At 70.4% G+C, this 25,028-nt stretch carries 29 protein-coding genes; 20 read left to right on the top strand and 9 right to left on the bottom strand.

The window, feature by feature from the left end:
- The first annotated feature begins 32 nt into the window (after positions 1-32).
- From ACVFI9_RS20045 to ACVFI9_RS20035, 3 genes are read left to right on the top strand one after another with little or no spacing between them, the layout of a single operon-like run.
- Positions 33-590 (top strand): dihydrofolate reductase family protein, encoded by a 558-nt coding sequence (locus ACVFI9_RS20045; RefSeq protein WP_474763937.1) that lies wholly within the window; start codon positions 33-35, stop codon positions 588-590.
- 22 nt (positions 591-612) lie between these two features.
- Positions 613-1,452 (top strand): class II glutamine amidotransferase, encoded by an 840-nt coding sequence (locus tag ACVFI9_RS20040; RefSeq protein ID WP_474763936.1) that lies wholly within the window; start codon positions 613-615, stop codon positions 1,450-1,452.
- A 2-nt stretch (positions 1,453-1,454) separates the two neighbouring features.
- Positions 1,455-2,921: a DUF2252 domain-containing protein gene (locus ACVFI9_RS20035; RefSeq protein WP_474763935.1), complete on the top strand. Its 1,467-nt coding sequence runs from the start codon at positions 1,455-1,457 to the stop codon at positions 2,919-2,921.
- A gap of 13 nt (positions 2,922-2,934) precedes the next feature.
- Here the strand turns inward: ACVFI9_RS20035 and ACVFI9_RS20030 are convergent, their stop codons facing one another.
- A complete protein-coding gene (locus ACVFI9_RS20030; RefSeq protein ID WP_474763934.1) occupies positions 2,935-3,516 on the bottom strand; it encodes a YdeI/OmpD-associated family protein in 582 nt (193 codons plus the stop codon).
- Positions 3,517-3,654: 138 nt separating this feature from the next.
- Here ACVFI9_RS20030 and ACVFI9_RS20025 point away from each other — a divergent pair, with 138 nt between their 5' ends.
- Entirely contained in the window at positions 3,655-4,989 is a 1,335-nt protein-coding gene (locus ACVFI9_RS20025) for an APC family permease (protein WP_474763933.1), read from the top strand.
- A gap of 90 nt (positions 4,990-5,079) precedes the next feature.
- On the opposite strand, the gene ACVFI9_RS20020 is transcribed toward ACVFI9_RS20025, so the two are convergent.
- Genes ACVFI9_RS20020 through gadC form a run of 3 tightly spaced genes read right to left on the bottom strand, consistent with a single transcriptional unit; the run spans position 5,080 to position 8,356 of the window.
- Positions 5,080-6,435 carry a M20/M25/M40 family metallo-hydrolase gene (locus tag ACVFI9_RS20020; protein WP_474763932.1) on the bottom strand — a complete coding sequence of 452 codons (1,356 nt, stop codon included), beginning with the start codon at positions 6,433-6,435 and terminating at the stop codon, positions 5,080-5,082.
- Positions 6,432-6,881, bottom strand: a complete 450-nt coding sequence (locus ACVFI9_RS20015) for a hypothetical protein (protein ID WP_474763931.1) — start codon at positions 6,879-6,881, stop codon at positions 6,432-6,434. The genes ACVFI9_RS20020 and ACVFI9_RS20015 overlap by 4 nt, the downstream gene beginning before the upstream one ends.
- Positions 6,878-8,356 carry a glutamate/gamma-aminobutyrate antiporter GadC gene (gene gadC / locus ACVFI9_RS20010; protein ID WP_474763930.1) on the bottom strand — a complete coding sequence of 493 codons (1,479 nt, stop codon included), beginning with the start codon at positions 8,354-8,356 and terminating at the stop codon, positions 6,878-6,880. Before gadC ends, ACVFI9_RS20015 begins: the two co-directional genes overlap by 4 nt.
- Positions 8,357-8,680: 324 nt before the next feature.
- Here gadC and ACVFI9_RS20005 point away from each other — a divergent pair, with 324 nt between their 5' ends.
- Genes ACVFI9_RS20005 through ACVFI9_RS19985 form a run of 5 tightly spaced genes read left to right on the top strand, consistent with a single transcriptional unit; the run spans position 8,681 to position 12,914 of the window.
- Positions 8,681-9,475 carry a phosphatase PAP2 family protein gene (locus ACVFI9_RS20005; protein WP_474763929.1) on the top strand — a complete coding sequence of 265 codons (795 nt, stop codon included), beginning with the start codon at positions 8,681-8,683 and terminating at the stop codon, positions 9,473-9,475.
- The gene (locus ACVFI9_RS20000) at positions 9,472-10,218 is read left to right on the top strand and encodes a phosphatase PAP2 family protein (protein WP_474763928.1); all 747 of its coding nucleotides are present in this window, start codon (positions 9,472-9,474) and stop codon (positions 10,216-10,218) included. Before ACVFI9_RS20005 ends, ACVFI9_RS20000 begins: the two co-directional genes overlap by 4 nt.
- A gap of 51 nt (positions 10,219-10,269) precedes the next feature.
- Complete coding sequence (locus ACVFI9_RS19995) at positions 10,270-10,632, top strand: alpha/beta fold hydrolase (RefSeq protein ID WP_474763927.1); 363 nt, start codon at positions 10,270-10,272, stop codon at positions 10,630-10,632.
- Between the two features lie 24 nt (positions 10,633-10,656).
- Positions 10,657-12,531 carry an alkyl/aryl-sulfatase gene (locus tag ACVFI9_RS19990; protein WP_474763926.1) on the top strand — a complete coding sequence of 625 codons (1,875 nt, stop codon included), beginning with the start codon at positions 10,657-10,659 and terminating at the stop codon, positions 12,529-12,531.
- Positions 12,528-12,914: a hypothetical protein gene (locus ACVFI9_RS19985; RefSeq protein ID WP_474763925.1), complete on the top strand. Its 387-nt coding sequence runs from the start codon at positions 12,528-12,530 to the stop codon at positions 12,912-12,914. The genes ACVFI9_RS19990 and ACVFI9_RS19985 overlap by 4 nt, the downstream gene beginning before the upstream one ends.
- On the opposite strand, the gene ACVFI9_RS19980 is transcribed toward ACVFI9_RS19985, so the two are convergent.
- The 3 genes from ACVFI9_RS19980 to ACVFI9_RS19970 all read right to left on the bottom strand — a co-directional run bounded on the left by ACVFI9_RS19980 (position 12,901) and on the right by ACVFI9_RS19970 (position 14,187).
- A complete protein-coding gene (locus ACVFI9_RS19980; protein WP_474763924.1) occupies positions 12,901-13,386 on the bottom strand; it encodes a hypothetical protein in 486 nt (161 codons plus the stop codon). The two genes, ACVFI9_RS19985 and ACVFI9_RS19980, sit on opposite strands and share 14 nt — an antisense overlap.
- A 14-nt stretch (positions 13,387-13,400) precedes the next feature.
- The gene (locus ACVFI9_RS19975) at positions 13,401-13,772 is read right to left on the bottom strand and encodes a rhodanese-like domain-containing protein (RefSeq protein ID WP_474763923.1); all 372 of its coding nucleotides are present in this window, start codon (positions 13,770-13,772) and stop codon (positions 13,401-13,403) included.
- Positions 13,773-13,875: 103 nt separating this feature from the next.
- Positions 13,876-14,187 (bottom strand): hypothetical protein, encoded by a 312-nt coding sequence (locus ACVFI9_RS19970; protein WP_474763922.1) that lies wholly within the window; start codon positions 14,185-14,187, stop codon positions 13,876-13,878.
- A gap of 119 nt (positions 14,188-14,306) precedes the next feature.
- On the opposite strand from ACVFI9_RS19970, the gene ACVFI9_RS19965 reads away from it, so the two are divergent.
- From ACVFI9_RS19965 to ACVFI9_RS19915, 11 genes are all read left to right on the top strand, one after another.
- On the top strand, positions 14,307-15,704 hold the full coding sequence (locus tag ACVFI9_RS19965; protein ID WP_474763921.1) for a ferredoxin reductase family protein: 1,398 nt from the start codon (positions 14,307-14,309) through the stop codon (positions 15,702-15,704).
- A complete protein-coding gene (locus ACVFI9_RS19960; RefSeq protein ID WP_474763920.1) occupies positions 15,704-16,171 on the top strand; it encodes an FMN-binding protein in 468 nt (155 codons plus the stop codon). Before ACVFI9_RS19965 ends, ACVFI9_RS19960 begins: the two co-directional genes overlap by 1 nt.
- 6 nt (positions 16,172-16,177) lie before the next feature.
- Positions 16,178-16,957: an FAD:protein FMN transferase gene (locus ACVFI9_RS19955; RefSeq protein ID WP_474763919.1), complete on the top strand. Its 780-nt coding sequence runs from the start codon at positions 16,178-16,180 to the stop codon at positions 16,955-16,957.
- A complete protein-coding gene (locus ACVFI9_RS19950) occupies positions 16,954-17,364 on the top strand; it encodes an NUDIX hydrolase (protein WP_474763918.1) in 411 nt (136 codons plus the stop codon). Before ACVFI9_RS19955 ends, ACVFI9_RS19950 begins: the two co-directional genes overlap by 4 nt.
- Positions 17,365-17,448: 84 nt before the next feature.
- Complete coding sequence (gene trxA, locus ACVFI9_RS19945; RefSeq protein WP_474763917.1) at positions 17,449-17,826, top strand: thioredoxin; 378 nt, start codon at positions 17,449-17,451, stop codon at positions 17,824-17,826.
- A 96-nt stretch (positions 17,827-17,922) separates the two neighbouring features.
- Positions 17,923-19,656, top strand: coding sequence for a SulP family inorganic anion transporter (locus tag ACVFI9_RS19940; RefSeq protein ID WP_474763916.1), 1,734 nt, complete (start codon positions 17,923-17,925; stop codon positions 19,654-19,656).
- A gap of 62 nt (positions 19,657-19,718) precedes the next feature.
- Positions 19,719-21,251, top strand: coding sequence for a multicopper oxidase family protein (locus ACVFI9_RS19935; protein ID WP_474763915.1), 1,533 nt, complete (start codon positions 19,719-19,721; stop codon positions 21,249-21,251).
- A gap of 68 nt (positions 21,252-21,319) precedes the next feature.
- Positions 21,320-22,978 (top strand): FAD-dependent oxidoreductase, encoded by a 1,659-nt coding sequence (locus tag ACVFI9_RS19930; RefSeq protein WP_474763914.1) that lies wholly within the window; start codon positions 21,320-21,322, stop codon positions 22,976-22,978.
- Positions 22,979-23,195: 217 nt separating this feature from the next.
- A complete protein-coding gene (locus ACVFI9_RS19925; RefSeq protein ID WP_136708963.1) occupies positions 23,196-23,351 on the top strand; it encodes a hypothetical protein in 156 nt (51 codons plus the stop codon).
- Positions 23,352-23,362: 11 nt separating this feature from the next.
- Positions 23,363-23,929, top strand: coding sequence for a DUF4395 domain-containing protein (locus tag ACVFI9_RS19920; RefSeq protein WP_474763913.1), 567 nt, complete (start codon positions 23,363-23,365; stop codon positions 23,927-23,929).
- A 40-nt stretch (positions 23,930-23,969) separates the two neighbouring features.
- Positions 23,970-24,584, top strand: coding sequence for a DUF2202 domain-containing protein (locus tag ACVFI9_RS19915; RefSeq protein ID WP_474763912.1), 615 nt, complete (start codon positions 23,970-23,972; stop codon positions 24,582-24,584).
- Positions 24,585-24,616: 32 nt separating this feature from the next.
- Here the strand turns inward: ACVFI9_RS19915 and ACVFI9_RS19910 are convergent, their stop codons facing one another.
- Both ACVFI9_RS19910 and ACVFI9_RS19905 read right to left on the bottom strand, forming a co-directional pair.
- Complete coding sequence (locus tag ACVFI9_RS19910; RefSeq protein WP_474763911.1) at positions 24,617-24,772, bottom strand: hypothetical protein; 156 nt, start codon at positions 24,770-24,772, stop codon at positions 24,617-24,619.
- Positions 24,773-24,873: 101 nt separating this feature from the next.
- On the bottom strand, positions 24,874-24,999 hold the full coding sequence (locus ACVFI9_RS19905; RefSeq protein ID WP_474763910.1) for a hypothetical protein: 126 nt from the start codon (positions 24,997-24,999) through the stop codon (positions 24,874-24,876).
- Positions 25,000-25,028 lie beyond the last annotated feature (29 nt).

Genomic DNA, 25,028 nt, shown 5'->3' with positions numbered 1-25,028 from the left:
GCGGCCGACGGCGCGGGACGGAGGAGGTTCGAGTGGGCAGGTTGATCACGGGCGGCCTGATCTCGCTCGACGGCTGCATCGCCGACACGCGCGGCGACTTCAGCTGGGGTGCTCCGGATGCCGCGGTGCACGCGTTCGTGAACGACCTCGAGCGCTCGATCGGCACCTACCTCTACGGGCGACGGATGTTCGAGGTCATGCGGTACTGGGAGCACGCCCACGAGGAGCCCGGCCGATCGCCCGAGGAGCGGGAGTACACGTCGGTGTGGCAGACGGCCGACAAGGTGGTGTTCTCGACGACGCTCGATGAGACGGGCACGAAGCGCACGCGCCTCGAGCGGAGCTTCGATGCCGACGCGGTGCGCGACCTCGTGCAGAGCTCGACGCGGGACGTCTCCATCTCGGGTCCCGGCCTCGCGGCGCACGCGTTCCGGGCGGGACTCGTCGACGAGATCCGCCTGTTCGTGCACCCCGTGGTGGTGGGCGGCGGGACCCGGTTCCTGCCCGACGGCGTTCGGCTGTCGCTCGAGCTCCTCGAGGAGCGACGCTTCGACAGCGGGGTGGTGTTCTTGCGATATCGGGTCGGGTGATCCGCAGAAGGGGGAAGAATCCATGTGCAGGTGGCTGGCGTACCTGGGGGAGCCGTTGCGACCCTCGACCATCGTGCTCGACGCGAAGAACTCGATCGTCGCGCAATCGCTCGAGTCATCACTCGGCGCGGAGCCGGTGAACGGCGACGGCTTCGGGTTCGGGTGGTATCCGACCGACGCGCCGGCGGGAACGGAGCCGGCGCTGTTCCACAGCACGGAACCGGCCTGGAACGACCAGAACCTCCGCGAGCTCACGCGGGCGATCATGTCGCCGCTCTTCTTCACGCACGTGCGCGCCGCCACCGCACCGCCGATCCAGCAGACCAACTGCCACCCGTTCCGCTACGAGAACTGGATGTTCATGCACAACGGCGCCATCGCCGGGTGGCGGAAGGTGAAGCGCGACCTCACGCTCGCGATCGATCCGTCGCTGTATCCCAACGTCATGGGCACGACCGACTCGGAGGTGCTCTTCCACCTCGCGCTCACGCTCGGCCTCGCCGACGATCCGATCGCGGCCGTCGGCCGTGCGATCCGCGCCGTCGAGACCATCGGGCACGAGCACGATGTGCAGTTCCCGTGGCAGGGCACGATCGCGGTGTCCGACGGCGAGCGGGTGTGGGCGTTCCGGTACTCGTCGCAGGGGCGGACGCGTTCGCTCTTCCACTCCGCCGACATCCCGACGCTGCGGCAGATGTATCCCGATGTCGAACGCCTGAAGCAATTCGGCGACCAGGCGCGCCTCGTGGTCTCGGAACCGCTCTCCGACGTGCCGGGCGTCTTCGTCGAGGTGCCGGAGTCGACGGCGGCGATCCTCGAGCCCGACGGGTTCCGCCACCAGCCGTTCCTGGCGGACGACTGATCATGAGTATCCCGTTCGGGCCGGTGACGAGCCGCCACATCAACGAGCAGCCACGCGACGCGCCGCCGCCGACGGACTTCGCCGCGCGGGCCGAATGGGGCCGGGCGGCGCGACGGGCCGTGCCCAGGTCGTCCCATGCCGGCTGGCACGCACCTGACGGCCGGCCCGACCCGGTGGCACTCCTCGAGGAGCAGGCGGCGACCCGCGTCCCGGAACTCGTGCCGATCCGGCACGCCCGCATGCTCGCGTCGCCGTTCGCCTTCTACCGGGGCGCCGCCCTGCTCATGGCATCCGACCTCGCGGCGACGCCGATCTCCGGCCTCACCGTGCAACTCTGCGGCGACGCCCACCTCGCGAACTTCGGGCTGTTCGGCACCCCGGAACGGCGGCTGCTCTTCGACATCAACGACTTCGACGAGACCCTGCCGGGGCCATGGGAGTGGGACCTCAAGCGCCTCGTCGCGAGCTTCGAGGTGGCCGGTCGCCACCGCGGCTTCACCGATGCCGAACGCGAGGCGGTCGATCGGAACGTCGTGCGGGGATATCGGGAACGGATGACGCGGGCCGCCGAGTCCCGGGTGCTCGACGCCTGGTACGACCGCCTCGACGCCGATCAGGTGGCGGCGTGGGTGCGTGCCGAGCGGGACGCGCGTCGCGCGGCCGACCGCCAGGTGAAGCGCACCGACCGGATGATCGCGAAGGCACGGAGCCGCGACAGCATGCGCGCCTTCTCGAAGCTGGTGCGGAACGTCGACGGCAACCTGCGGATCGTCGCCGACCCGCCGCTCATCGTGCCCCTCGAGGACCTGCGCCCCGCAGGCCGCACCCACGAGGACGACATCGAGGCGATTCGAGGCATCCTCCGCGACTACCGGTCGACCCTCCCGGGAGCACGGCATCCGATCGCCGAGTTCAGCTACGTGCACATGGCCCGGAAGGTCGTGGGAGTCGGCAGCGTGGGCACCCGCGCATGGATCGTGCTGCTGCGCGGACGCGACGACGACGACCCGCTGCTGCTCCAGGCCAAGCAGGCCGAGGCCTCGGTGCTCGAGCGGTACCTGGCGCCGAGCGAGTACTCGCACCGCGGCGAGCGCGTGGTCCGCGGGCAGCGACTCATGCAGGCGGCGAGCGACCTCTTCCTGGGCTGGCAGCGCGTGGAGGGGCACGATGGCGTCGCCCGCGACTTCTACCTCCGACAGCTCAACGACTGGAAGGGCGGCGTCGATCCCGACGTCATGGTTCCGGCGGGGGCGAGGCTCTATGCACGGGTGTGCGGCGAGACCCTCGCGCGGGCGCATGCACGCTCGGGCGACCGAGTGGCGATCGCCGCGTATCTCGGGTCGAGCGACCGGTTCGATCGCGCGCTCGCCGAGTTCGCGTCCGACTACGCCGACCAGAACGAACGCGACTTCGCCGCCTTCGCCGACGCCGTGGCATCCGGTCGATTGGAGGCTGCGGAGCTCGCCTGACTCGCCTGACTCGTCAGCGGGCGCCCGGCCGCACGTTCGCCGCGGCCTGGCGCACGGTCTCGGCGATGCGCCGCTCGCGCGTCTCGGGGCGCTTCGCGAGGGCGATCCAGCCGAGCGCCATCTCGCGCGCCGACGGCGGGAACGCGTCCCAGTTCCCCCTGGCGACGGGGTCGGCGTCGAGCCGGGCCGCGAGTTCGGGCGGTTCGATGAGCCGCTCCGCGTCGTCGAGCACGTTCCACATGCCGTTCGCCTTCGCCGCCTCGACCGCGGCGCGGCCGGCCGGCTGCATGCGGCCCTCGGCCTCGAGGCGCTCGACCCGCTGCTTGTTGCTGCGCGCCCACACGCTCGACGGTCGTCGCGGTGCGAACCACTGCGCCCCTCGCTCGTCGTCGACCGTCTTCGCCTGGCCATCGATCCACCCCACCGCGAGCGCCTCGAGCACGGCGTCGTCGTAGCTGATGCGCGGGCGCCGCGTGTGCGTGCGCCACGACACCAGCCACACCCCCGTCGAGTCCGCATGATGCTCGGCCAGCCAGGCGTGCCACTCCTCGAGCGTCTCGAAGTGCAGGTGCTCGGCGTCGCTCAGGCGGCCCATGTCGTCAGGATAGCGAGCCGTGCGGAGCCGGAACCGCGACGTGTGGGCCGAAAGGCCCGAGCTCCTCGCGCATCCACGCGTAGCCTCCCCACAGACGTCGGCCAGCGGCATCCCGGCGAGGAGGAGAGCAGTTCGCCCATGTCGGCAACGAACGGGAAGAAGCGGATGACGGTCGCCCAGGCGACGTTCATCGGCGTCGGATCGATGGTCGGCGCGGGCATCTTCGCCCTGCTCGGCGCGGCCGGCGCCGTCGCGGGGTCGGCGGTCTGGCTGTCGTTCCTGATCGCCGGCGCGATCGCGGGCCTGCAGGGCTACTCGTTCGCGAAGCTCGGTGCCGCGTTCCCGTCGGGCGGCGGGCTGCTCGCCTTCATCGCCCGCGGCTTCGGGGAGGGGCACTTCGCGGGCATCGTGGCGTGGCTGTTCTATGTCACGGGCTCGATCGTGGCCGCGATGGTCGCGTCGTCGTTCGGGGGCTACGCGAGCTCGGTCTTCACGGGCGACGACGCGACCTGGGCGAAGATCTGGGCAGTCCTGCTCGTGCTCGTGATGACCGCGCTCAACGCGGTGGGCTCGAACGCGGTCGCCCGGGTGCAGTCCGTGATCGTGAAGATCGTGCTCGGCATCCTCACCGTGTTCGCCGTGGTCACCATCGCCAACTGGAACCCGGCCCTGCTCGATCCGGCCGGCTACCCCGGCGTGCGCGAGATCATCGCGAGCGTCGCCCTCACGTTCTTCGCGTTCCTCGGCTTCGGCGTCATCACGTTCACCGCGAAGGACCTCCCGAACCCGAAGCGCGAACTGCCCCGCGCCGTCTACCTCGCGCTCGCGATCGCCACGACCGTCTACGTCGCCGTCGCCCTCGGCGTCTTCGGCACGCTCACGGCCGAGCAGGTCGTCGACTACGGCACGACGGCGCTCGCCGAAGCGGCCCGTCCGGTGCTCGGCGACTGGGGCTACGTGCTCATGGTGATCACGGCGCTGTTCTCCACGGCGGGCGCGGTGAACGCGAGTCTCTACCCGTCGGTGGGAATGACGCAGCATCTCGCCTCGGTCGGCCAGTTCCCGCCCTTCTTCGGCCGATCGGTCGGCCGTGCACCGGTCGGCCTGCTCGGCGTTGCCGCGCTCACGATCCTCTTCGTGACGCTCTTCGACCTCAACAAGATCGCGTCGATCGGCAGCGCCGTCGCGCTCCTCGTGTTCTCGGCGGTGACGATCTCGCACTTCCGGCTCTACCGGAAGACGGGCGCGAGCCTCGTCGTGCTCATCGTCGCGCTCGTGGCGACCCTCGGCACCTTCGTGGTGTTCGTGACGACCACGCTCGTCAACGAACCTGCCACCGCGATCGCCCTGGTCGCGATCGTCGTGCTCGCCACCGTGGTCGACCTCGTGTGGAAGCGCATCCGCGGTCCTCGGCAGCCCGACGCGCCCGCGACGCCTCCCGTGCCCGAGGCGCCCGAGCAGCCGGCGGCCTGAGGATCGTGCGGATGCCGCGTGCGAGGTGTGCGTGACGCGCACATGACGGTGGGCGGATGCCGCCGCATCCGCCCACTCGATCGTTCACGGTCAGCCGCCGCGGGTCGCGCCGTAGCGCTGCAGGAACAGGGCCTCGCTCAGGGCGAGCCGCTCGATCTCGGTGGGGTCGACGCTCTCGTTCGGCGCATGGATGAGGGCGAGCGGCTCCTCGACGCCCATCAGGATGATCTCCGCGCCGGGGTAGGTGTCGGCGAAGACGTTGCAGAGCGGGATCGACCCGCCCTGGCCGAGCTTCGTCATCGGCGTCCCGTAGGCCTCCTGCATGGCCGCGGCCATTGCCTGGTACGCCGGCCCGTCGACGCGTGCCTCGAACGGCGAGCCCTCCGCCTCGAGTTCGACCTCGACGTGCACGCCCCAGGGAGCCGCGGCACGCAGGTGCGCCTCGAGCGCCGTGTGGGCCTCGCCGGGCTCCGTGCCCGGTGGGATCCGCAGGTTCAGCCTGGCCGCGGCGTGCGGCACGATCGCGGCGGTCGACCCGACGACGGGCGGGCAGTCGATGCCGAGCACCGTGACGGCCGGACGGGCCCAGAGCATGTCGGAGACGCTGCCGTCGCCGAGCAGGCCGACGCCGTCGAGGACGCCGGCATCCGAGCGGAACTGCTCCGGCGGATACGGCGCACCATCCCAGCCGCGGGACGCGTCGAGGCCCGTGATGGTCGTGTTGCCGGCCGAGTCGCGCAGCGACGCGAGGATCGCGATGAGCGCGGCGAGCGCGTCGGGAGCGGGGCCGCCGAACATGCCGGAGTGCACCTCCGAGGCGAGCGCCCGGACCCTCACGACCACATTGACCATGCCGCGCAGGGTCACCGTCGCAGCGGGCAGCCCGACCTCGGCGTTACCCGTGTCGCACACGAGGATGGCGTCGGCGCGAAGGAGGTCGGGGTTCGCGGCGACGAACGCCTCGAGCCCGCCGGTTCCCTGCTCCTCCGAACCCTCGACGACGAGCTTCAGGTTCACCGGCACGTCATCGCCGAGCGCCCGCAGCGCGAGCAGGTGCATGAGGATGTTGCCCTTGCAATCGGCGGCGCCGCGGCCGTACCAACGACCGTCGACCTCGGTGAGCTCGAACGGCGGCGTGCGCCAGGCGGACTCGTCGAGTGGCGGCTGCACGTCGTAGTGGGCGTAGAGCAGCACCGTCGCGGCATTCGGATCGGAGCCGGCCCGGGACCCGATGACGGCCTTGCTGCCGTCGGGCGTGGGCTCGAGCCGGGCGTCGGCGAATCCCAGCGCTGCGAACCGGTCGCGCACCCAGATCGCCGCCTTCTCACACTCTTCGGGCGGGAATTGGCGCGGGTCGGCGACGGATCGGAGGGCGACGAACTCGGCCAGTTCGGCCCGGGCCGGCGACATCGACTCGCCGACCCGGGAACGCAGGTCCACGATCATCCGCCGTTCGTGTCGACGGTCTCGAGGCTGTCGACGAACTCCTGGAAGTCCTCGAGCTCGTCGGGGCAGTAGACCTCGACGATCAGCAGCACGCCCTGCACCGCCCGGCTCTCGGCGATCACGGGGCGAATGCCGGGACCGCCCGCGCCGTTGGAGAGGAGGCTGAGCAGGGCCGCGCGGTTCAGCGCGCCGTTCGGATCCGCGCAGACCACGTCGCCGTCATCACCGAGGACGCGCGAGATCATCTCGACGGATGGCGTCGACTCCGCACCGGCATCCTCGAGCGCCTGGATCAGTTCCTGGGCTTTGTCCTCGGCCTCGGCCGTCTGCCTGGCCGACCGGAACATGATCAGGGCGATCACGGCGAGAACCACCAGCACGACCACGACCACGATGTAGAGCACCGATCGTTCGCGCTTGGGCTGTTGCTCCGTCTGGGTGCTCATGAGCCCGACACCTCCGTCTCCGTCGCCGTCGTCGCATCGGGCAGCTTCCACGAAGGCTTGCGGAACCTGTAGAACAGCCACGGCACGAGCAGGCCCAGCCCGAGTGCTCCGCCCGCGACGATCACGAAGTAGATCCACGGGTTGCCGCCGCCGAACTGCGACGGCGGGATGAATCCGACGAGCAGTGCCGCGAGCGAGGCGGCGAAGCCGACGCCGCAGAGGCCGATGAGCATCGGCGCCCGGTAGCCGCGCGGGTGATCGGGATGGCTGCGTCGCAGCCGGATGGCCGCGACGAACATGAGCAGGTACATGATCAGGTACACCTGCGTGGTGATCACCGAGAAGATCCAGTACGCGCTCGAGACATCCGGGATCAGGGCATAGCCGAGGGCGATCACCGTGGTGACGAGGCCCTGCGTGACGAGCAGGTTCTGCTGCACGCCGTGCTTGTTCAGCCGCTGCAGGAAGGGAGGCAGATACCCCTCCTCCCGCGAGATCAGCAGCAGGCCCTTCGACGGCCCGGCGAGCCAGGTCAGCATGCCGCCGAGGGAGGCCGCCACCAGCGCGATGCCGATGATCGGCGTGAGCCACTGCCAGTTGAACACCGCGAGCACCGCGTCGAAGGCCTGCATGACGCCGGCGGTGAGCGAGAGCTCCTCGGCCGGGACGACCCAGCTGATGGCCAGTGCCGGGAGGATGAAGATGAGGAGCACGAGTCCCATCGCGAGGAACATCGACTTCGGGTACTCCTTGCCCGGGTTCTTCAGCGACGACACGTGCACGGCGTTCATCTCCATGCCGCTGTACGACAGGAAGTTGTTCACGATCAGCACGAGGCTCGCCAGGCCCGCCCACTGCGGCAGCAGGTTCTCCGCGGTCATCGGGGCGGCCGACGGGTTGCCCTGGCCGAGGAACGCGGCGCCGAGCAGGACCAGCAGTGCGCCCGGGATGAGCGTGCCGATGATCAGGCCGCCGCTCGCGAGGCCCGCGACGCCCTTGGTGCCGCGCGACGAGATGAACACGCCCGACCAGTAGCAGACCATGATCACGAGCGCCGTCCATACACCGTTGCTGGCGAGGTCGGGATTGATCACGTAGGCGAGGGTGGATGCCACGAACCCGAGCAGGCTCGGGTAGTAGAAGATCGTCATGGCGAACTGGCACCACACGGCGAGGAAGCCCATCGGCTTCGAGATGCCGGTCGACACCCACTTGTAGATGCCGCCCTCCCAGCCGGAGGCGAGCTCCGCCGAGACGAGCGAGGTCGGCAGCAGGAACACGATGGCCGGCACCAGATAGAGGAAGATCGCCGCCAGGCCGTAGACGGCCATGGTCGGTGCGGGCCGGAGGCTCGCGACCGAGGCGGTGGTCATGAGGGCCAGCGCCACCCACGAGATGTAGGTGATGGCGGGTGCCTTCGCGCGGGACATCCCCGCCGCCCGCGGCAGGTCGGCCGAGGCGTCTGCGGCGCTCATCGGAGCCTCGTGTGGACTCGCACGCACGGCGTCACGCCTCGCGCGCGGATGGATCCCGACATCAATGTCATGATGATCGCCCCCCAAGACGACTCCCCAACCGGACGAGAGCACCGTAGCGCCCGCGGACTCCTGTGCTTCGGGACTAAAGACCATCGAACACGCCGAGCCTCGGCGAGGCGCTTGTGCGGCGCACCCCGGATCTCGCGCGCCTCCTGCACCGACGCCGGCCCCCGCGCAACCCCCTTCGGCCGGACGGGCCCCCATGTCATCATGGGCATCCCGGCGGAGCGTCGCGCCTCGGACCGGGTGAGGAGGGTGCACGTGACCGAGACGGCGAAACGAGAAGGGCGCATGAGCCGGTTCCACGAGCGGTTCATGGTCGAGGAACGCGTGGTCGTGGGGTCCGGCAAGCGGAACCTCTACATCGTGGCGGGCGTCCTGTTCGTCGTGGGTCTCACCGGCTTCTTCATCACGCTCGACTCGATCCTCGAGGCCGACGACCTGTCGTTCATCGACGCGCCGGTCGAGCGCTGGCTCGAGTCGGGTCGCGACGAGTGGTTGACCACGCTCATGATCGTGCTGTCGATCGTCTTCGGTCCGATCGCGATGCCGATCATCATCCTCGTGACGACGGTGACCTGGGGCCTGCTCGCGAAGCACGCATGGCGGCCGATCCTGCTCGCGGGCGGCATGATCCTCGGCGTGATCCTCGTGCAGCTCCTCGCCCCGATCATCGCGCGGGACCGTCCGCCGGCCGAGGAGATGATGATCGGATACGACCCGACCTCCTCGTTCCCGTCCGGGCACGTGATGGGCGTCGCCGACTTCCTCTTCATCGGCACGTATCTCGTGTTCTCCCGTCACCGGCGGCCCGTGATCACCACTCTCGCGTTCATTGCGGCATCCGTCATCGTCCTGCTGACCGCCGCATGCCGTATCTACCTCGGCTACCACTGGGCGACCGATGCGGTGGGATCGATCTTCCTCTCGCTCGTGGTGCTCGGCATCGTGATCGCCGTCGACACGTGGCGCACCGTGCGCACCGGCACGCCCGAGGAAGCGGCCGCGGTGGAGTCGGGCGACGAGACGATCGGATCGGAGGGGCGGACGACATGAGCACCGACGAGTCGACGCCGCGGCAGGAGGCGGGTACGCCGCAGACGCATCAGGCACCGGCGCCGGTGCGGGTCAGCCGCCGCCACTGGGTGTGGACCGGCACGATCGCGCTGGCCGTCGTCGTCGCCGTCGGCGTGGTGATCGTCATCAACCAGGCGCGTGAGCCCTTCGAGTTCGAATCCGCCCTGATGGGCGCCGTCGCGGATGCCCGCACCCCGGTGGTCACCTCGGTGGCGCTCGCGCTCGACTGGCTCGGCAGTGGCCTCGTCTCGAGCTTCGTCGTGCCCGCGATCGTCGTGCTCGGGCTGCTCGTCTTCCGCCGGCCGTGGGCGGCGGGGTTCTTCGTCGCCGCGATCCTGGCGAGCGGGCTGGCGACGCAGGCCGTCAAGGTGCTCGTCGGCCGAGTGCGTCCCGAGGACATCCTGGTGCATCCCGACTTCGGGTCGTTCCCGTCGGGCCACGCGTCGAACGCGGCCGTGATCGCGATGGCGCTCGGCCTGATCTTCCTCCGCACGTGGGTCTGGGTCGCCGGCGCGGTGTACACCCTGCTGATGATGGGGAGCCGCATGTACCTCGGCGCGCACTGGGTCTCCGACGTGGTCGGCGGCATGCTCCTCGGCGCGGGCGCCGCGCTGATCGTGTGGGCGGCGCTGTTCGCCGAGCGGCTCTACCGCGAGAACCGGATGCCCCACCCGCCGATCTGGCAGAGGCTGGAGCAGCACCCCCGCGCGCAGGGCGCCTGACGCCCGAAGTGGGGTGACGGGTCTCCCGGCCCGTTCGCGCTCGACGCCTGGGTGCGCGACCTCGAGACCGTGGTCGACGACCTCGGGCTGGAGCGGTTCCCGCTGTTGGGGATATCGCAGGGCGGGCCGATCGCCATCACGTACGCGGCGCGGCATCCGGAGCGCGTGAGCCACGTCGTCGTGTTCGGCACCTGCGCGCGGGCGACGTGGGCGAGGGCGAACGAGACCGAGCGTCGCGAGCTGGCCGCGCTCGGGGAGCTGATCCAGGTGTCGTGGGGCAGCGAGGAGTCGGGCTTCCGTCGGGTGTACGACGCCCGGTTCCTTCCCGACGGTCCGCTCGAGGCGTGTCCCCGCGTGCAGGATGCGGGCCGTTGGTCCCGCGTGAGCGCCTCCGCCTGGTGCAGAGTCGGATGATCATCCCACGGGGAGGGAACCCATATGCAGGCAAAACCGGCCGAACCGGCCATCGAGGCGGCCCACCGGGCAGCGCTGGAGTCGCTGCCGTTCGGCGACGACGCGGACTTCGCCGACGCGGACCGTGGCTTCCTCGGCGCGCTGGAGCCCGGGGTGGTGAAGGCCGCCGACGGACGCGTCGTGTGGGACGGCGACAGCTACTCGTTCCTCGACGGCGAAGCGCCGACCACGGTGCATCCGAGCCTCTGGCGGCAGTCGCAGCTCGTTGCGAGACAGGGGCTCTTCGAGGTGGTCCCCGGCATCTACCAGGTGCGCGGACTCGACCTGTCGAACGTCACGTTCGTCGAGGGCGACTCCGGGGTGATCGTCATCGACCCGCTCATCTCGACGCAGACCGCGGCCGCGGCGCTCGGCCTCTACCGGACCCACCGGGGCGACCGTCCAGTGGTCGCCGTGATCTACACGCACAGCCACATCGACCACTTCGGCGGGGTCCTCGGCGTGACGACACAGGCCGACGTCGACGCCGGGCGGGTCGTCGTGATCGCGCCGGAGGGGTTCCTCACGCACGCGGTGCAGGAGAACGTGTACGCGGGCACGGCGATGACGCGGCGATCCGGCTATATGTACGGAGCCGTCCTCGAGCGCGGACCCCGATCGCAGGTGGGTGCCGGCCTCGGACAGACGACGTCGACCGGCGACGTCGGACTCGTCGTGCCGACGCTCGACATCAGGGCGACCGGGGAGACCCACATCGTCGACGGGGTGGAGATCGAGTTCCAGCTGGCCCCGGGATCGGAGGCGCCGGCCGAGATGCACTTCTACTTCCCGCGGTTCCGTGCGCTCTGCATGGCCGAGAACGCCACCCACACCCTGCACAACCTCGTCACACTGCGCGGCGCCCTGGTGCGCGACGCGCACGTCTGGTCGGGGTACCTCACCGAGGCGATCGAGCGATTCGCCGACCGCACCGACACGGTCTTCGCCTCGCACCACTGGCCGACCTGGGGCCGCGAGAAGGTCGCGGAGTTCCTCGCGACCCAACGCGACCTCTATGCGTACCTCCACGACCAGACGCTGCGGCTCCTCAACAAGGGCCACACCGGCACCGAGATCGCCGAGATGATCGAGCTGCCCCCGGTGCTCGAACGCGCATGGAACGCGCGGGGCTACTACGGCTCGGTGAGTCACGACGTGAAGGCGATCTACCAGCGCTACATGGGCTGGTTCGACGGCAATCCGGCCAGGCTCTGGGCCCACACGCCGACGCAACTCGCGATGCGCTACGTCGACGCCATCGGCGGCATCGATCGTGTGGTCGAGGTCGCCCGTGCCGCGTTCGAGGCCGGCGACTACCGCTGGGCCGCGACGCTGCTCGACCACGCGGTGTTCGTCGACGAGCGGCACGCGGACGCCCGTGAGCTCTACGCCGACACCCTCGAACAGCTGGCATACGGCTCCGAGAACGGCACCTGGCGGAACTTCTTCCTCTCGGGGGCGACCGAGTTGCGCCTCGGCAACTTCGGCACGCCGACCGGGACGAACTCGTCGGCCATCCTCGTGCAGCTCAGCCCCGAGCAGCTCTTCGACTCGATCGCGATCTCGGTCGACGGGCCGGCCGCATGGGATCTCCGGCTCGCGCTCGACTTCACCTTCACCGACCTCGAGTCGAACTACCGCCTGACGTTGCGCAACGGCGTGCTCGTCTACGTCGAGCGGGCAGCGGATGCCGCATCCGCCGACCTCACGGTCACCACCACGAAACGGCGACTCATCGCCCTCCTCGGCGGCGACACCACCTCGCCGGGGTTGGAGCTCAGCGGCGACGCGTCGGCGCTGCAGACCATGGTCGGCGTCCTCGACACGGGCGACCCGTCGTTCGATATCATCACGCCGTGAGGCCGGGCGACATGGGCGATGTGAACGGGGGCGAGGCGAACGGGGGCGACGTGATCGGTCGCGCTGACATCAAGCGCCGCCGTCTCGCGGCCGCGGAGGAGTTGTCGATGCTCCTCGGCGACACCTCGGCATGCGCCATCGCCAAGGACGGCCGCTCGTATCCCGCCGGCAAGTTCCACGAGGGGCGCATCGCGGCGCTGGGCGAGCTGCTGCGCCGGATCGACGCGGACTCGAGCCCGGAGGAGATCACCGATGCCGCGGCGGGACTGCGGGCGGACTGGGAGCAGCGGCCCATTCCCGGGGGCGGCGAGAGCCGCGACTGGCAGAGCTACCGGGCCGGCGGGGTGCAGGCGCTCGCGGAGCTCGCCGTCAGCGGCGAGTGACGGGGAACAGCGGCGGGCACGTGGTGCAGGTGATGCCCTCGGCCGACTCGCCGCCGGCCTCGAGACGCCGCCGTTCGGCGATCATGCGGCGCTCGCGGGACATCCGGTCGACGAGCCCGTAGACCAGCACGGCGAGCGCCGCGAGTGCGACGACGGGCCGCACGAGCGGGTCGATCATCGGCACGGCGGTGACCTGCTCGGTCGCGAGCGACAGCCCCACGAACCCGAGCACGGGCCAGCGCAGGTCGCAGACGACGGGTTCGGCGCCGACCGGCGCTCCGCGGAAGGTGGCGACGACGAGTCCGAACACCGCCGCGCCGGCCGCGATGATCACCCACGTCCACCACGGCACGGTCGCGGCCGAGGTCGTGAGACCTCCGGTCACGACGAGCAGCGCGGCCGCTCCGAACCCCGCTCCGACCGCGATCCACCCGCGCGAGGGAGGCCAGGACCGCAGCTCGGCGAGCGGCACGCGGACCATTCGACTCACTTGACGATCGGGATCCCGGTCGCGCTCGACGCGGCGTCGACCCCGCCGGCGTTCACGAGCGACGTGAACCCGAGGGTCTCCATGCGGTCGATCGCGGCGGCCGAGCGGTTGCCCGATCGGCAATAGACGACGTACTCGCCATCGGTGGGCAGCTGCGAGACGAGGGAGTCGAACTCGGGCGACTGCACGTCGAGGTTCACGGCGCCGTCGAGGTGGCCCTCGGCGTACTCGGCGGGCGTGCGCACGTCGATGACGACGGTATCGGCCGTCACCTCGATCGACTCAGTCGTGGGGGCACAGGCCGCGACGCCGAAGACGACGGCGAAGGCCACGGCGAGGGGGGCGAGCAGGCGGGAGAGGAGCTTCATGAGCGGGGATTCCTTGCATGCGGGGTTCAGGACGACGCATCCACGATAACAGAAATACCCCGGGGGTATTTTCAAAGGATCATCGCTGAGACGCCGGCGCGCCTCAGCGATGGAAGATCGCTCCCGATCGCAGGCGCACCAGCGTCACGACGGTCGCCGCCGCGAAGGCGACGATGAGCACGATCCAGAGCACGGCGCCCGCGACGCCGAGCCATGCCAGCTCCCAGTGCCGGGCGAGCTCCACGGTGAGGGCGATCGCGACGATCAGGGCGAGCGCGAGCGTCACCGCGCCCACGACGTTGTCGACGCCGGTGCCTGGCCACGGGTCGAGGAGCGAGACGAGCGTGACGCCGCTCGACGTCATCGCGACCGCTCCCCACGCGGGATGGAAGGTGGCGACGCGGGACGTGGTCATGTCCCCAGTATCGTCGGCGCGCCGGAATCGCAGTGTGAGGTGGCTCACGGTCGCGACGACGCCCGTCGTAGGATGACGCCAAGTCCGCTCGACCGCTTGGGGGAGGCGAGATGTCCGGCGTGGCCGCCGATGCACGTGAACCGTCCATGCCGCCGCTCGCACTGCTGCAGCGCCGGCACCGGAACCGCCTGCGCCTCGCCGACCTCCTCGAGGGCCTCGCGTGGTTCTCGACCGTCGTGGTGTTGGCCCTCTTCCTCGCCGACGGCGGAGCCACGTACTTCACCCACCTGCGCGATGTGCCCACCGGCCTCGGCATCGTCGCCGGGCTCGTCGGCGGCAACGTCGTGTTCATCATGCTCCTGCTGGTCGCTCGGATCCCGCTGCTCGACCGGGCCTTCGGCACCGACCGTACGCTGGCCGCGCACCGCTGGCTCGGCAAGCCCGCCCTGTATCTCCTCCTCGCGCACGCGCTCCTCCTGATGTGGGGATACGGCCTGGCCCTCGGCCGCGACCCCATCGCCCAGGGCGTGTCCATGCTCACGTCGATGCAGGATCTGCCCCAGGCGTTCGCCGCGCTCGCCGGCTTCATCCTCGTCGTCGCGACGTCGATCGCCATCGTGCGCCGCGTGGTGACGCACGAGTTCTGGTACCTGGTGCACCTCGTGACCTACGCCGCGGTGCTCCTCGCCCTGCCGCACCAGTTCTCGCAGGGCGGGTTGTTCGCCGAGGGCACGTGGGCGAGGGGGTACTGGCTCGCGGTCACATTCGGCGTGCTCGGGGCCATCCTGATCTTCCGCATCATGCTTCCGCTCGCCCGCAATGCGCGGTACCGGTTGCAAGTGGTGGAGGTGGTCCACGAGGCGCCGGGCGTGGCATCCGTCATCATGACCGGCCACGACCTCGACCACCTGCATGGTCTCGGCGGACAGTACTTCATCTGGCGGTTCTGGTCGCCAGGGCTGCGCTGGGAGGGGCATCCGTACTCGCTCTCGGCGGCCCCCGACGGGCGGAACCTTCGCATCACGGTGCGCGACCTCGGCGACGACAGCCGACGCGTGCTCACCATGAAGCCGGGGACTCCCGTGTTCTTCGAGGGGCCGTACGGGCTCTTCACGACCGCGACCCGCACCAGCCCCGATGCCGTGCTGCTCGGAGCCGGCATCGGCATCACCCCGATCCGCGCAATCGCCGATGGCATGGTGACGAGGGCGCGCAGGGTGACGGTGATCCTCAGGGCGAACGAGGACAGCCAGCTCTACCTCCGGCGAGAATTCGAGGCGATGCGAGCGCACCCGTCGGTTCGCCTGCTCGAGATCGTCGGCCCGCCGGCGACGCGCGTGCGCACGTGGCTTCCCGATGGGTTGGCCGACGAATCGCTCGCGACGCTCGTGCCCGATCTCGCCGCGGCCGACGTGTACGTCTGCGGGCCGGCGGTCTGGGCGGAGCTCGTGATCGCCGACGCTCGTTCCGCGGGGCTTCGGCGACGGCAGATACACACCGAGAGGTTCAACTGGTGATGCGACGATCGAGTGCCGTGATCCTCGTCTCCGCTTCGACCGTGACGCTCGGTGCCGGATGGCTCGTGGGCGCGGGTCTCCTGGCTCCCGCCGAGGTTGCGCCGACGGCGGCGCCGCCGACGGTTCCGCAGCCGACGGGCGGGGCGACCGGCGAGGCGACGGATGCCCCGACCGCCGCGCCAGGTCCGGTGACGATCGACGGGGCGGTCATCGAGACGAAGTACGGCGCAGTCCAGGTGCAGGTCGTCATCGACGGTGACGCGATCGCCGAGGTCATCGCACTGAAGCTCACGGATTCGAGCGAGACGTCGGTGGAGGTGAGCGCCCGCGCCGCGCCGATCCTGCGCGAGGAGATCCTCGCGGCGCAGTCGACCGCGGTCGAGAACGTGACGGGTGCCACGTTCACCTCTGAGGCCTATCGCACGTCGGTGCAATCCGCCCTCGACGCGGCCGGGTTCACGGGGTAGCCGGCGATGGGCGTGCACACCTTCGTCGCCATGGGCACCACCGTGAGCGTCCGAGTCGTCGAGCAGGCGGATGCCCCGGCCGCTCGTGACCGCCTCGATGACGCGGTCGCCGGGGCTCGCCACGTCTTCGACGCCCTCGAGCGCACCTTCAGCCTGTACCGGCGCGATTCGGAGCTCTCGCGCATCGCACGCGGCGAGGTTCGGCTGGCTGAAGCGAGCCGCGGGGTACGTGAGGTGTATGCGGCGGCGGTCGGTTGGCGTGATCGCACCGGGGGCGCCTTCACCCCGCACCGGCCCGACGGCGTCGTCGACCTCTCGGGCGTCGTGAAGGCCGAGGCGATCGCGGCGGCGGGAGAGGTGCTGCGGTCGGCCGGGTTCGACGCGTACAGCGTGAACGCGGGCGGGGACGTGCTCACGGCAGGAGTGCCACGGCGGGGGTTCTGGGCGACCGGCGTCGTCGATCCCGCCGATCGCGTGCGCCTGCTGACGAACGTGCGCTGCGACCCCGACCTGCCTGCCGTGGCCACGTCGGGAACGAGCGAGCGCGGCGCGCACATCTGGAGCACGCCGCCGCACGCTCACACGGACCCGCACGACGTGATCACGCAGGCGACCGTGCTCGCGCCGCACATCGTCACCGCCGATGTGCTGGCGACCGCGATCGTGGCCGGAGGACGGGCGACCCTCGACTCGGTCACCGAGGAGCACCCGGTCGGCGTCCTCGCCGCGTTCGCGGATGGAACGCTCGCCGCGAACCTGCGCTGCCGGGAACGGATCGTGCGATGATCGAGGGCACGTCGGCGGGCCGAGTGCTCGCGGTGAGTGCGCTGGTGACGGATGCCTCGGGCCGCATCCTGCTCGTGCAGCGGTCGAGGCCTCCCGAGGCGGGCCGATGGACCCTGCCCGGCGGCCGCGTCGAGCCCGGTGAGCGCCTCGAGGATGCCGCCGCACGCGAAGTGCTCGAGGAGACCGGCCTGCGGGTGCGGGTCGCCTCGCCGGCCGTCGTCATGGAGCGCGCCGCACCCGACGGCGGCGTCTTCGAGATCCACAGCTTCGTCGCCGAGTACGGCGGCGGCGTACCGGTCGCGGCCGACGATGCCGACGCGGTGCGCTGGGCCGCACCCGATGAACTGGCGACGCTCGAGCTCACTCGCGGCCTGCGGGAACTCCTCGCCCGCCGGCGGTCGGAATAGGCTCGGAATAAATACCCAGGGGGTATTGCTACACTCGGTACGAGGGTCGAATCCCGACCCACCGAACCATCAAGAGGCAGAGCAATGGCAACCACCAACCTGACGGTCGAGTCCTTCGGGAAGACGATCGCCGACAACGACATCGTCTTCGTGGACTTCTGGGCTGCGTGGTGCGGTCCGTGTCGCATGTTCGCACCCGTCTTCGAGGCCGCTTCCGAGCAGTACCCCGACATCGTGTTCGGCAAGGTCGACACCGAGGTCGAGCAGCAGCTCGCCGCGGCCGCGAACATCACGTCCATCCCGACGCTGATGGCCTTCCGCGACCAGATCCTCGTCTTCTCCCAGCCCGGCGCGCTCGGCGCCGCGCAGTTCGAGCAGCTCATCACCGCGGTGAAGGGCCTCGACATGGACGAGGTGCGCAAGACCCTCGACGCACAGGACGCCGCAGCCGCCACCGCGTGACATCCGTCGCCGCGCCGATGCGCACGCACGGCGCGGCATCGCCGCCGTCCTGTGCGGCGACCTCGCGATCCGCGATGATGGAGCGCGAGGAGTGACATGGTCGCGAAGGGTTGGAGGCGGTGGCTGCCGCCCGGCGTCGAGACGGCGTTGCACTACCGGCGCGACTGGCTCTGGCCCGACCTGCGGGCCGGGGTCGTCGTCACGGCGCTCCTCATCCCCGCCGGAATGGGCTACGCCCAAGTGGCGGGCCTTCCGCCCGAGACGGGCCTCTACGCGACCATCGTGCCCTTGCTGGCGTACGCGGTGTTCGGCCCGAGCCGCATCCTCGTGCTGGGCCCGGATTCGGCGCTCGCGCCGATCATCGCCGCGGCGATCCTTCCGCTCGCGCTCGGCGACGACGAACGGGTCGTCGCGCTCGCCGGGCTGCTGGCCATCATGGTGGGCGCGATCCTGCTGCTCGGCGGCATCCTGCGCCTGGGCTTCGTGACCGACCTCATCTCGAAGCCGATCAGGGTCGGCTACCTGAACGCCGTCGCCGTGCTCGTGATCACCTCGCAGGTGCCGAAGCTGCTCGGGTTCTCGATCGACTCGGCTTCGCTGTTCCGCGACGTCGTCTCGATCGTCGAGGGCATCGCGCGCGGCGGAGTCCAGCCGATCGCGCTCGCCTTCGGCGTCGGCTCGCTGGCCGTGATCGTGCTGCTCACGTGGCTCCGGTCCCCGGTGCCGGGGGTCCTCGTCACCGTGATCGCGGCGACCGCGCTCACGGCCATCCTCGGCGTCTCGGGAGCGCTGCCCGTGGTGGGCGCACTGCCGCAGGGGCTTCCGGCACCCGCCCTCGGCGGCCTGGAGTGGGCGGATGTCGCAGCGCTCGCCCTGCCCGCGGCCGGCATCGCCCTCGTGGCCTTCACCGACACGGCCGTGCTCTCCCGCACGTTCGCGGCGAGGCGCGGCGAGACCGTGAGCGGCAGCGGCGAGATGGCGGCGATCGGCGTCGCGAACATCGCGGGCGGTATGTTCGGCGGATTCCCGATCTCGGCGTCCGCGTCGCGCACGCCCGTGGCGGAGCAAGCAGGCTCGAAGTCGCAGCTCACCGGGGTGGTGGGTGCGGTGCTCATCGTCGCGTTCATGCTGCTCGTACCCGGCCTCACCGAGTACCTGCCCGCCGCCACGCTCGCCGCGGTCGTCATCGCCGCCGCGGCCCGTCTCATCGACGTGCGCGGGTTCATCCGCCTCATGCGCATGGACCGGATGGACGCCCTGCTCTCGGCGGCGGCGTTCCTCGGCGTGCTCGTCTTCGGCGTGCTCGAGGGCATCGGCGTCACCATCGCCCTGTCGCTGCTCGCGTTCGTGATCCACTCGTGGAGCCCCTACCGCGCCGAGCTCGGACGGGTGACCGGTCTGCGTGGTTACCACGATCTCTCGCGATATCCCGAGGGCGAACGGATTCCCGGAGTGCTCATCCTACGCTTCGACGCGCCGCTGTTCTTCGCCAACGGCGGCATCTTCGAGGACTTCGTGCGCACGCGCGTGCGCGACGCCGGGCCCGGCATCCACACCGTCATCCTCGCCGCGGAGCCGATCACCGACGTCGACACGACCGCCATCGACGAGCTCGTGGAACTCGACGACTTCCTCCGGTCGCACGGCATCACGCTCGTGCTCGCCGAGATGAAGGACCCCGTCATCGACGTGCTGAGGGCCTACGGCCTCGAAGATCGCTTCCCGCCCGAGCGGTTCGCGCCGACGGTCGGCGCCGCCGTCGACGACGTGACGGGCACCCTCCGCCGCGACCTCGAGGGCACCAAGTGGGATCAGGACGCGGAGGAGTAGTGGGGGCCAAGGTCCCGGGTGGTCCGCACCGCCGCCGATAGTCTGCAGCCGGAGGTGACCCGATGGACGAGGTCAACCCGACGCCCGATCCCGCTCGCCCCGCGATGCCGGTGACGCGCCGGAACGCGCTGATCCTGGGTGGGGTCGGTGTGGGTGCGGCCGCGCTCGCCGGGGCCGGCCTCCTGCTGTGGGGTCGAGGGCAGGGTGAGCCGGTGCCGTCTCCGACGACGGAGCGGCCCGACACGACCGCGTCGCCCACTGCCTCGCCGCCACCGGTCGACCTCGGGACGCTCGCCGAGCCCGAAGTGCTCCAGAGCTCCGACGGCAGACTCGAGCTCACCCTCACCGCGGCGTTGACTGACGTCGTCGTGGCGGGTCGGCAGGTGCGGGCGCTGACCTTCAACGGCACCATTCCCGGCCCGACCCTGCGGGTGCGACCGGGCGACCGGATCTCGCTCGCCTTCCGCAGCGAGCTGGATGCGCCGACCAACCTGCACACGCACGGCCTCGTCGTCTCGCCCGAGGGCAACAGCGACAACGTCTTCGTGCGGATCGAGCCAGGGGCCGCCTTCGACTACGAGTACGTGCTCGGCGGCGACCACCCACCCGGCGTGTTCTGGTACCACCCGCACGATCACGGCACCACGGCCGAGCAGTTGTTCGCCGGCCTGTACGGCGCGATCATCGTCGACGATGAGGACCCGGTCCCGGCCACCCGCGAGCGTCTCCTCGTCATCCACGACATCGGGTTCGACGGCGACGTCGTGCACGTGGCATCCGCTGCCGAGCGCACGCTGGGTCGCGAGGGAGATGTCATCACGGTCAACGGACAGCTCGGCGCCACGGTGGTCGCCAGGCCGGGGGAGCGGGAACGCTGGCGCATCGTGAATGCGTGCCCGTCGCGATTCCTCCGGTTGCGGCTCGACGGTCAGCGCATGCAACTGCTCGGCGTCGACGCCGGTCGGTACGCGGTGCCCCGCGACGTCGAGGAGTTCGTGCTCGCCCCGGGGAACCGCGCCGACCTCATGGTGACCGCTGTGGAGGGGGCGAGCGTGCTGCAGACCCTGCCCTTCGACCGGGGCGGCATGGGTGCGTTCGGAAGTCCGCCGAGCGCGACGACGGGCGCCGACCTGCTCACGATGACCGTGGCGGGCGCGGAGGTGACGGCCCCCGAGCTCACCGTGCCCCTGCCGACCACGAGAGACCTCCGCGGCGAGCAGATGACGGGAACGCGCACCATCACCCTCGCGATGGGCCCGGGCGCCGGAGGCATCCGATTCGCGATCGACGGCCGTGAGTTCGATCACGAGCGCATCGACACCGAGGTCGCCCACGGCGCCCTCGAGGAGTGGACGATCGTGAACCAGAGCCCCATGGATCATCCGTTCCACCTGCACGTCTGGCCGATGCAACTCCTCCAGGTCGCCGGCCGGCCCGTCGAGGGCATCGACTGGCGCGACGTGGTGGAGGTGCCCGCGAGGAGCCGCACCGTGGTGCGTATCGCGTTCGAGGGCATCACCGGCAAGACGGTCTATCACTGCCACATCCTCGATCACGAGGACCTCGGCATGATGGGGACGATCCGCACGGCGTGACCGCCCCTTCCTTCGCATACCCTGAGGGTATTTTGACAATACCCCCGGGGTATCCGTACGATGGACGCATGACCCAGAAGCGCTACCTCATCATCGGCGGAGTCGCCGGCGGCATGTCCGCCGCCACCCGCCTGCGCCGGCTCGATGAGGGCGCCCACATCACGGTAGTCGAGCGCGGCGGCCACGTCTCGTTCGCGAACTGCGGCCTTCCCTACTACCTCGGCGGCGTCATCGAGGAGCGCGAGAGCCTGCTCCTGCAGACGCCGGCTTCGTTGCACAGCCGCTTCAACCTCGACGTGCGCGTGCGCACCGAGGCCGTCGCCATCGACCGCGACGCGAAGACCGTGCACGTCCGCGACCTCACCAGCGGCGCGGAGACCCACGAGCGGTACGACGCACTCGTGCTCTCGCCCGGCGCCACGCCGGTGCGACCGCCGCTCCCCGGCGGCGAGCGCATGCTCACGCTCCGCGACATCGACGACGTCGACGCCGCGATGGCCGAGCTCACCATCGCGCCGAACAGCGCGCTCGTCATCGGCGCCGGCTTCATCGGACTCGAGATGGTCGAGAACCTCGTGCACCGCGGCCTCGCCGTGACGCTCGTCGAGCTCGGCGACCAGGTGCTGCCGCCCCTCGACCCCGAGATGGCCGGCCCCGTCGCCGACCGACTCCTCGCCGCCGGAGTCGACATCCGCCTGGGCACGCAGGTGACCGAACTCGGTCCCGACACCGCGATCCTCTCCGACGGCTCCGTCGTTTCCGCCGAGTTCGTGCTCGCCTCGATCGGCGTGCGTCCCGACACCTCCCTCGCCGCAGCCGCCGGCCTCGAGATCGGCGAGCGCGGCGGCATCCGGGTCGACGACCAGCTGCGCACGAGCGACCCGCACATCTTCGCCATCGGCGACGCCGTCGAGAAGACCGACGCGATCTCGGGCGAGCAGCGCCTCGTCGCGCTCGCCGGCCTCGCGAACCGCCACGGTCGCCTCGCGGCCGACGCCATCACCGGCAAGCGGATCCACGTGCGCGACGCGCTCGGCACGGCGGTCGTCGGCGTGATGGGGCTCACCATCGCGGCCACCGGCTGGAACGAGAAGCTGCTGCGCCGCACCGGTCGCGACATCCGCGTCTTCCACACCCACCCCGCCTCGCACACCGGCTACTACCCCGGTGCCGAGTCGATGTCGCTCAAGCTCGTGGTGGATGCCGCGACCGACGAGATCCTCGGCGCACAGGGCGTCGGGGGCGACGGCGTCGACAAGCGCATCGACGTGATCGCCACGGCCATGACCGGCGGCATCACGGCGTCGGAGCTCGCCGACCTGGAGCTGGCGTATGCGCCGCAGTTCTCCTCGGCGAAGGACCCGGTCAATATGCTCGGCTACGTCGCGCTCAACGCGGCCGAGGGCCTCACGCCCTCGATCCAGTGGCACGAGCTCGAGGCCGAGCTCGACGCCGGCGCGACCCTCGTCGACGTGCGCACCCGCGGCGAGGTCGCGGACGGCGCGATCCCCGGGTCGATCAACATCCCGCTCGATGAGATCCGGTCTCGCCAGAGCGAACTGCCCGAAGGTCGCCTCATCGTGCACTGCAAGGTCGGCCAGCGCGGCCACACCGCCGTGCGACTGCTCGCGCAGCTCGGCCGCGAGGCCGTGAACCTCGACGGCGGCTACCTGACCTGGAGCGCCGGCACGCAGGCGCGTTCGGCGGTTCCCGAGCTCGTCACCTAGACCGTATCCACCCATCACCCACCCACCAACACACCGAGGAGAACCCATCATGTGCAGCCCCGTTCCTTGCACCTGCGGAAAGACCACCTGGGCCGGTTGCGGCCAGCACGTGGACAGCGTGAAGGACTACGTCCCCGCCGCGGAATGGTGCGACGGCTCTCACGAGTAGTCGCCGAGCCCGGCCCCCGAACCCCCACCGAACCCGAGGAGAACATCCATGTGCAGTGCAGTGACGTGCCGGAAGTGCGGCAAGACGACGTGGGCCGGCTGCGGCCAGCATGTCGACCAGGTCATGCGAGGCGTCCCGCGCAGTCAGCGCTGCGAGGGGCACGCGAAGGAGCCCGGCTTCTTCTCGCGTCTCTTCTCGAAGTGAGGTGACGAACCGTGTCGACGCTCGCGACCTCCGCCGATGACCGCCCGGTCATCGGGGAGTTCGTCGATGGCATCGACATCCCGGTCGTCAACGAGCGTGCGGTCCGGGCATCCGCCGGCCTGCTGTTCCTGTTCGGGATCATCGCCGTCATGACGGGGGCGCTGACCGGGGACCTGCAGCTCCTGCGGGCGTTCGGCATGACGTTCCTGCTCGACATGTCGATGCGGCTGTTCGTCGGTACGAGGAACACGCCGAGCCTCGTCATCGGGTCGCTCATCGTGCGGCGCCAGCGGCCCGAATGGGTCGGCGCGCAGCAGAAGAAGCTCGCCTGGATCATCGGACTCGTGCTCGCGTTCGTCTCGTGCACGGCCATGGGCTTCCTCGGCGTCCCCGCCGAGATCCAGCTCGCGATGTGCGGCGTCTGCGTGGGGCTGCTCTTCATCGAGAGCGCCTTCGGCATCTGCGTGGGCTGCGAACTCCAGCGAATGTTCAGCAGGCAGAAGCCGCAGCTCTGCGCGGGCGACACCTGCACCTACGTGCCGCCGAAGCGCGGCGAGCGCCACACGGTGTTGCAGTGACCGACGCGACGCGCCGGCCTCGAACGAAGGAGGCACGATCATGAAGAAGCAGTCCCTCATCATCGGGGGTGTCACGGCCGGTGCCCTGGCGCTCGCCGGGGTGGGCACGGTCATCGCGCTGGCGAACAGCCCGCAGGTGGTTCCGGATGCCACCCCGGCCACGATCTCGGCGACACCCGTCGAGGCAGCGGGCCCCGACACGCTCGTCACCCCCGAGCCCGAGGCGCCGGCACCGTACGACACGACCACCGCCCTGCTGTTCCTCATCGAGGAGGAGAAGCTCGCCCACGACGTGTACGTCACGCTCGGCGAGCAGTGGGGCACCGGCACCTTCGCCAACATCGCCGAGAGCGAGAGCACCCACCAGGAGCTCGTCGCTCCCCTCCTCGCCGACCGCGGCATCACCGATCCGCGTTCAGCCGAGGTCGGAGTCTTCACCGACCCCGACCTGCAGGCGCTGTACGACGAGCTGATCGCGCGCGGGTCGACGAGCCTCGAGGAGGCCATCCAGGTCGGCATCCTCATCGAGGAGAAGGACATCACGGACCTCAGCGCGGCCATCGCCGCCGAGGACGAAGCCGACGTGGTGAACGTGCTCGAACGGCTGCTGGCCGGTTCCGAGAACCACCTGCGGTCGTTCGAGCGCCAGGCCTGAGCGACCGACGATCACCGACGATCGAACGGCGATCAGGCGAACAACAGCGGCAGCAGGTTGCCGATGATCGCCCACGCTGCAGCGACGATCCCGATGATCGCGGCGATGAGGGCCTCGGTGCGTCCGAGCCCTCGCCGACGACGAACGCGGCCACGAACGCCACCGGGATCGCGGCGACCGAGATCCACGCGTTGCGCACCGCGCGTCGTGCGGCCGCGTCAGACGACGGCGGCTCCGCGGTCGGGTTCGACGATGCGGTCATGACCTGTTCCCATCCTGTACCTGGGCCTCAGTAGCCTGACGGCTCGGTCACGAACCGCGCGTCTCCGACCGCGTCGACGAGCGGGTCGAGGTCTGCGGTCGTGACGAGTGGCCGCGCGAGCGCGCGGATCTCATCCATGCGGTCGGTGCGCATCCTCGGCCTCCGATCCCTCTGCGTCCTGC

The sequence above is a fragment of the Agromyces sp. NSFZ genome, assembly GCF_056156205.1.
Note: the sequence above shows the minus strand (reverse complement) of the source record. Positions and strands in the feature narration are given on the sequence as shown.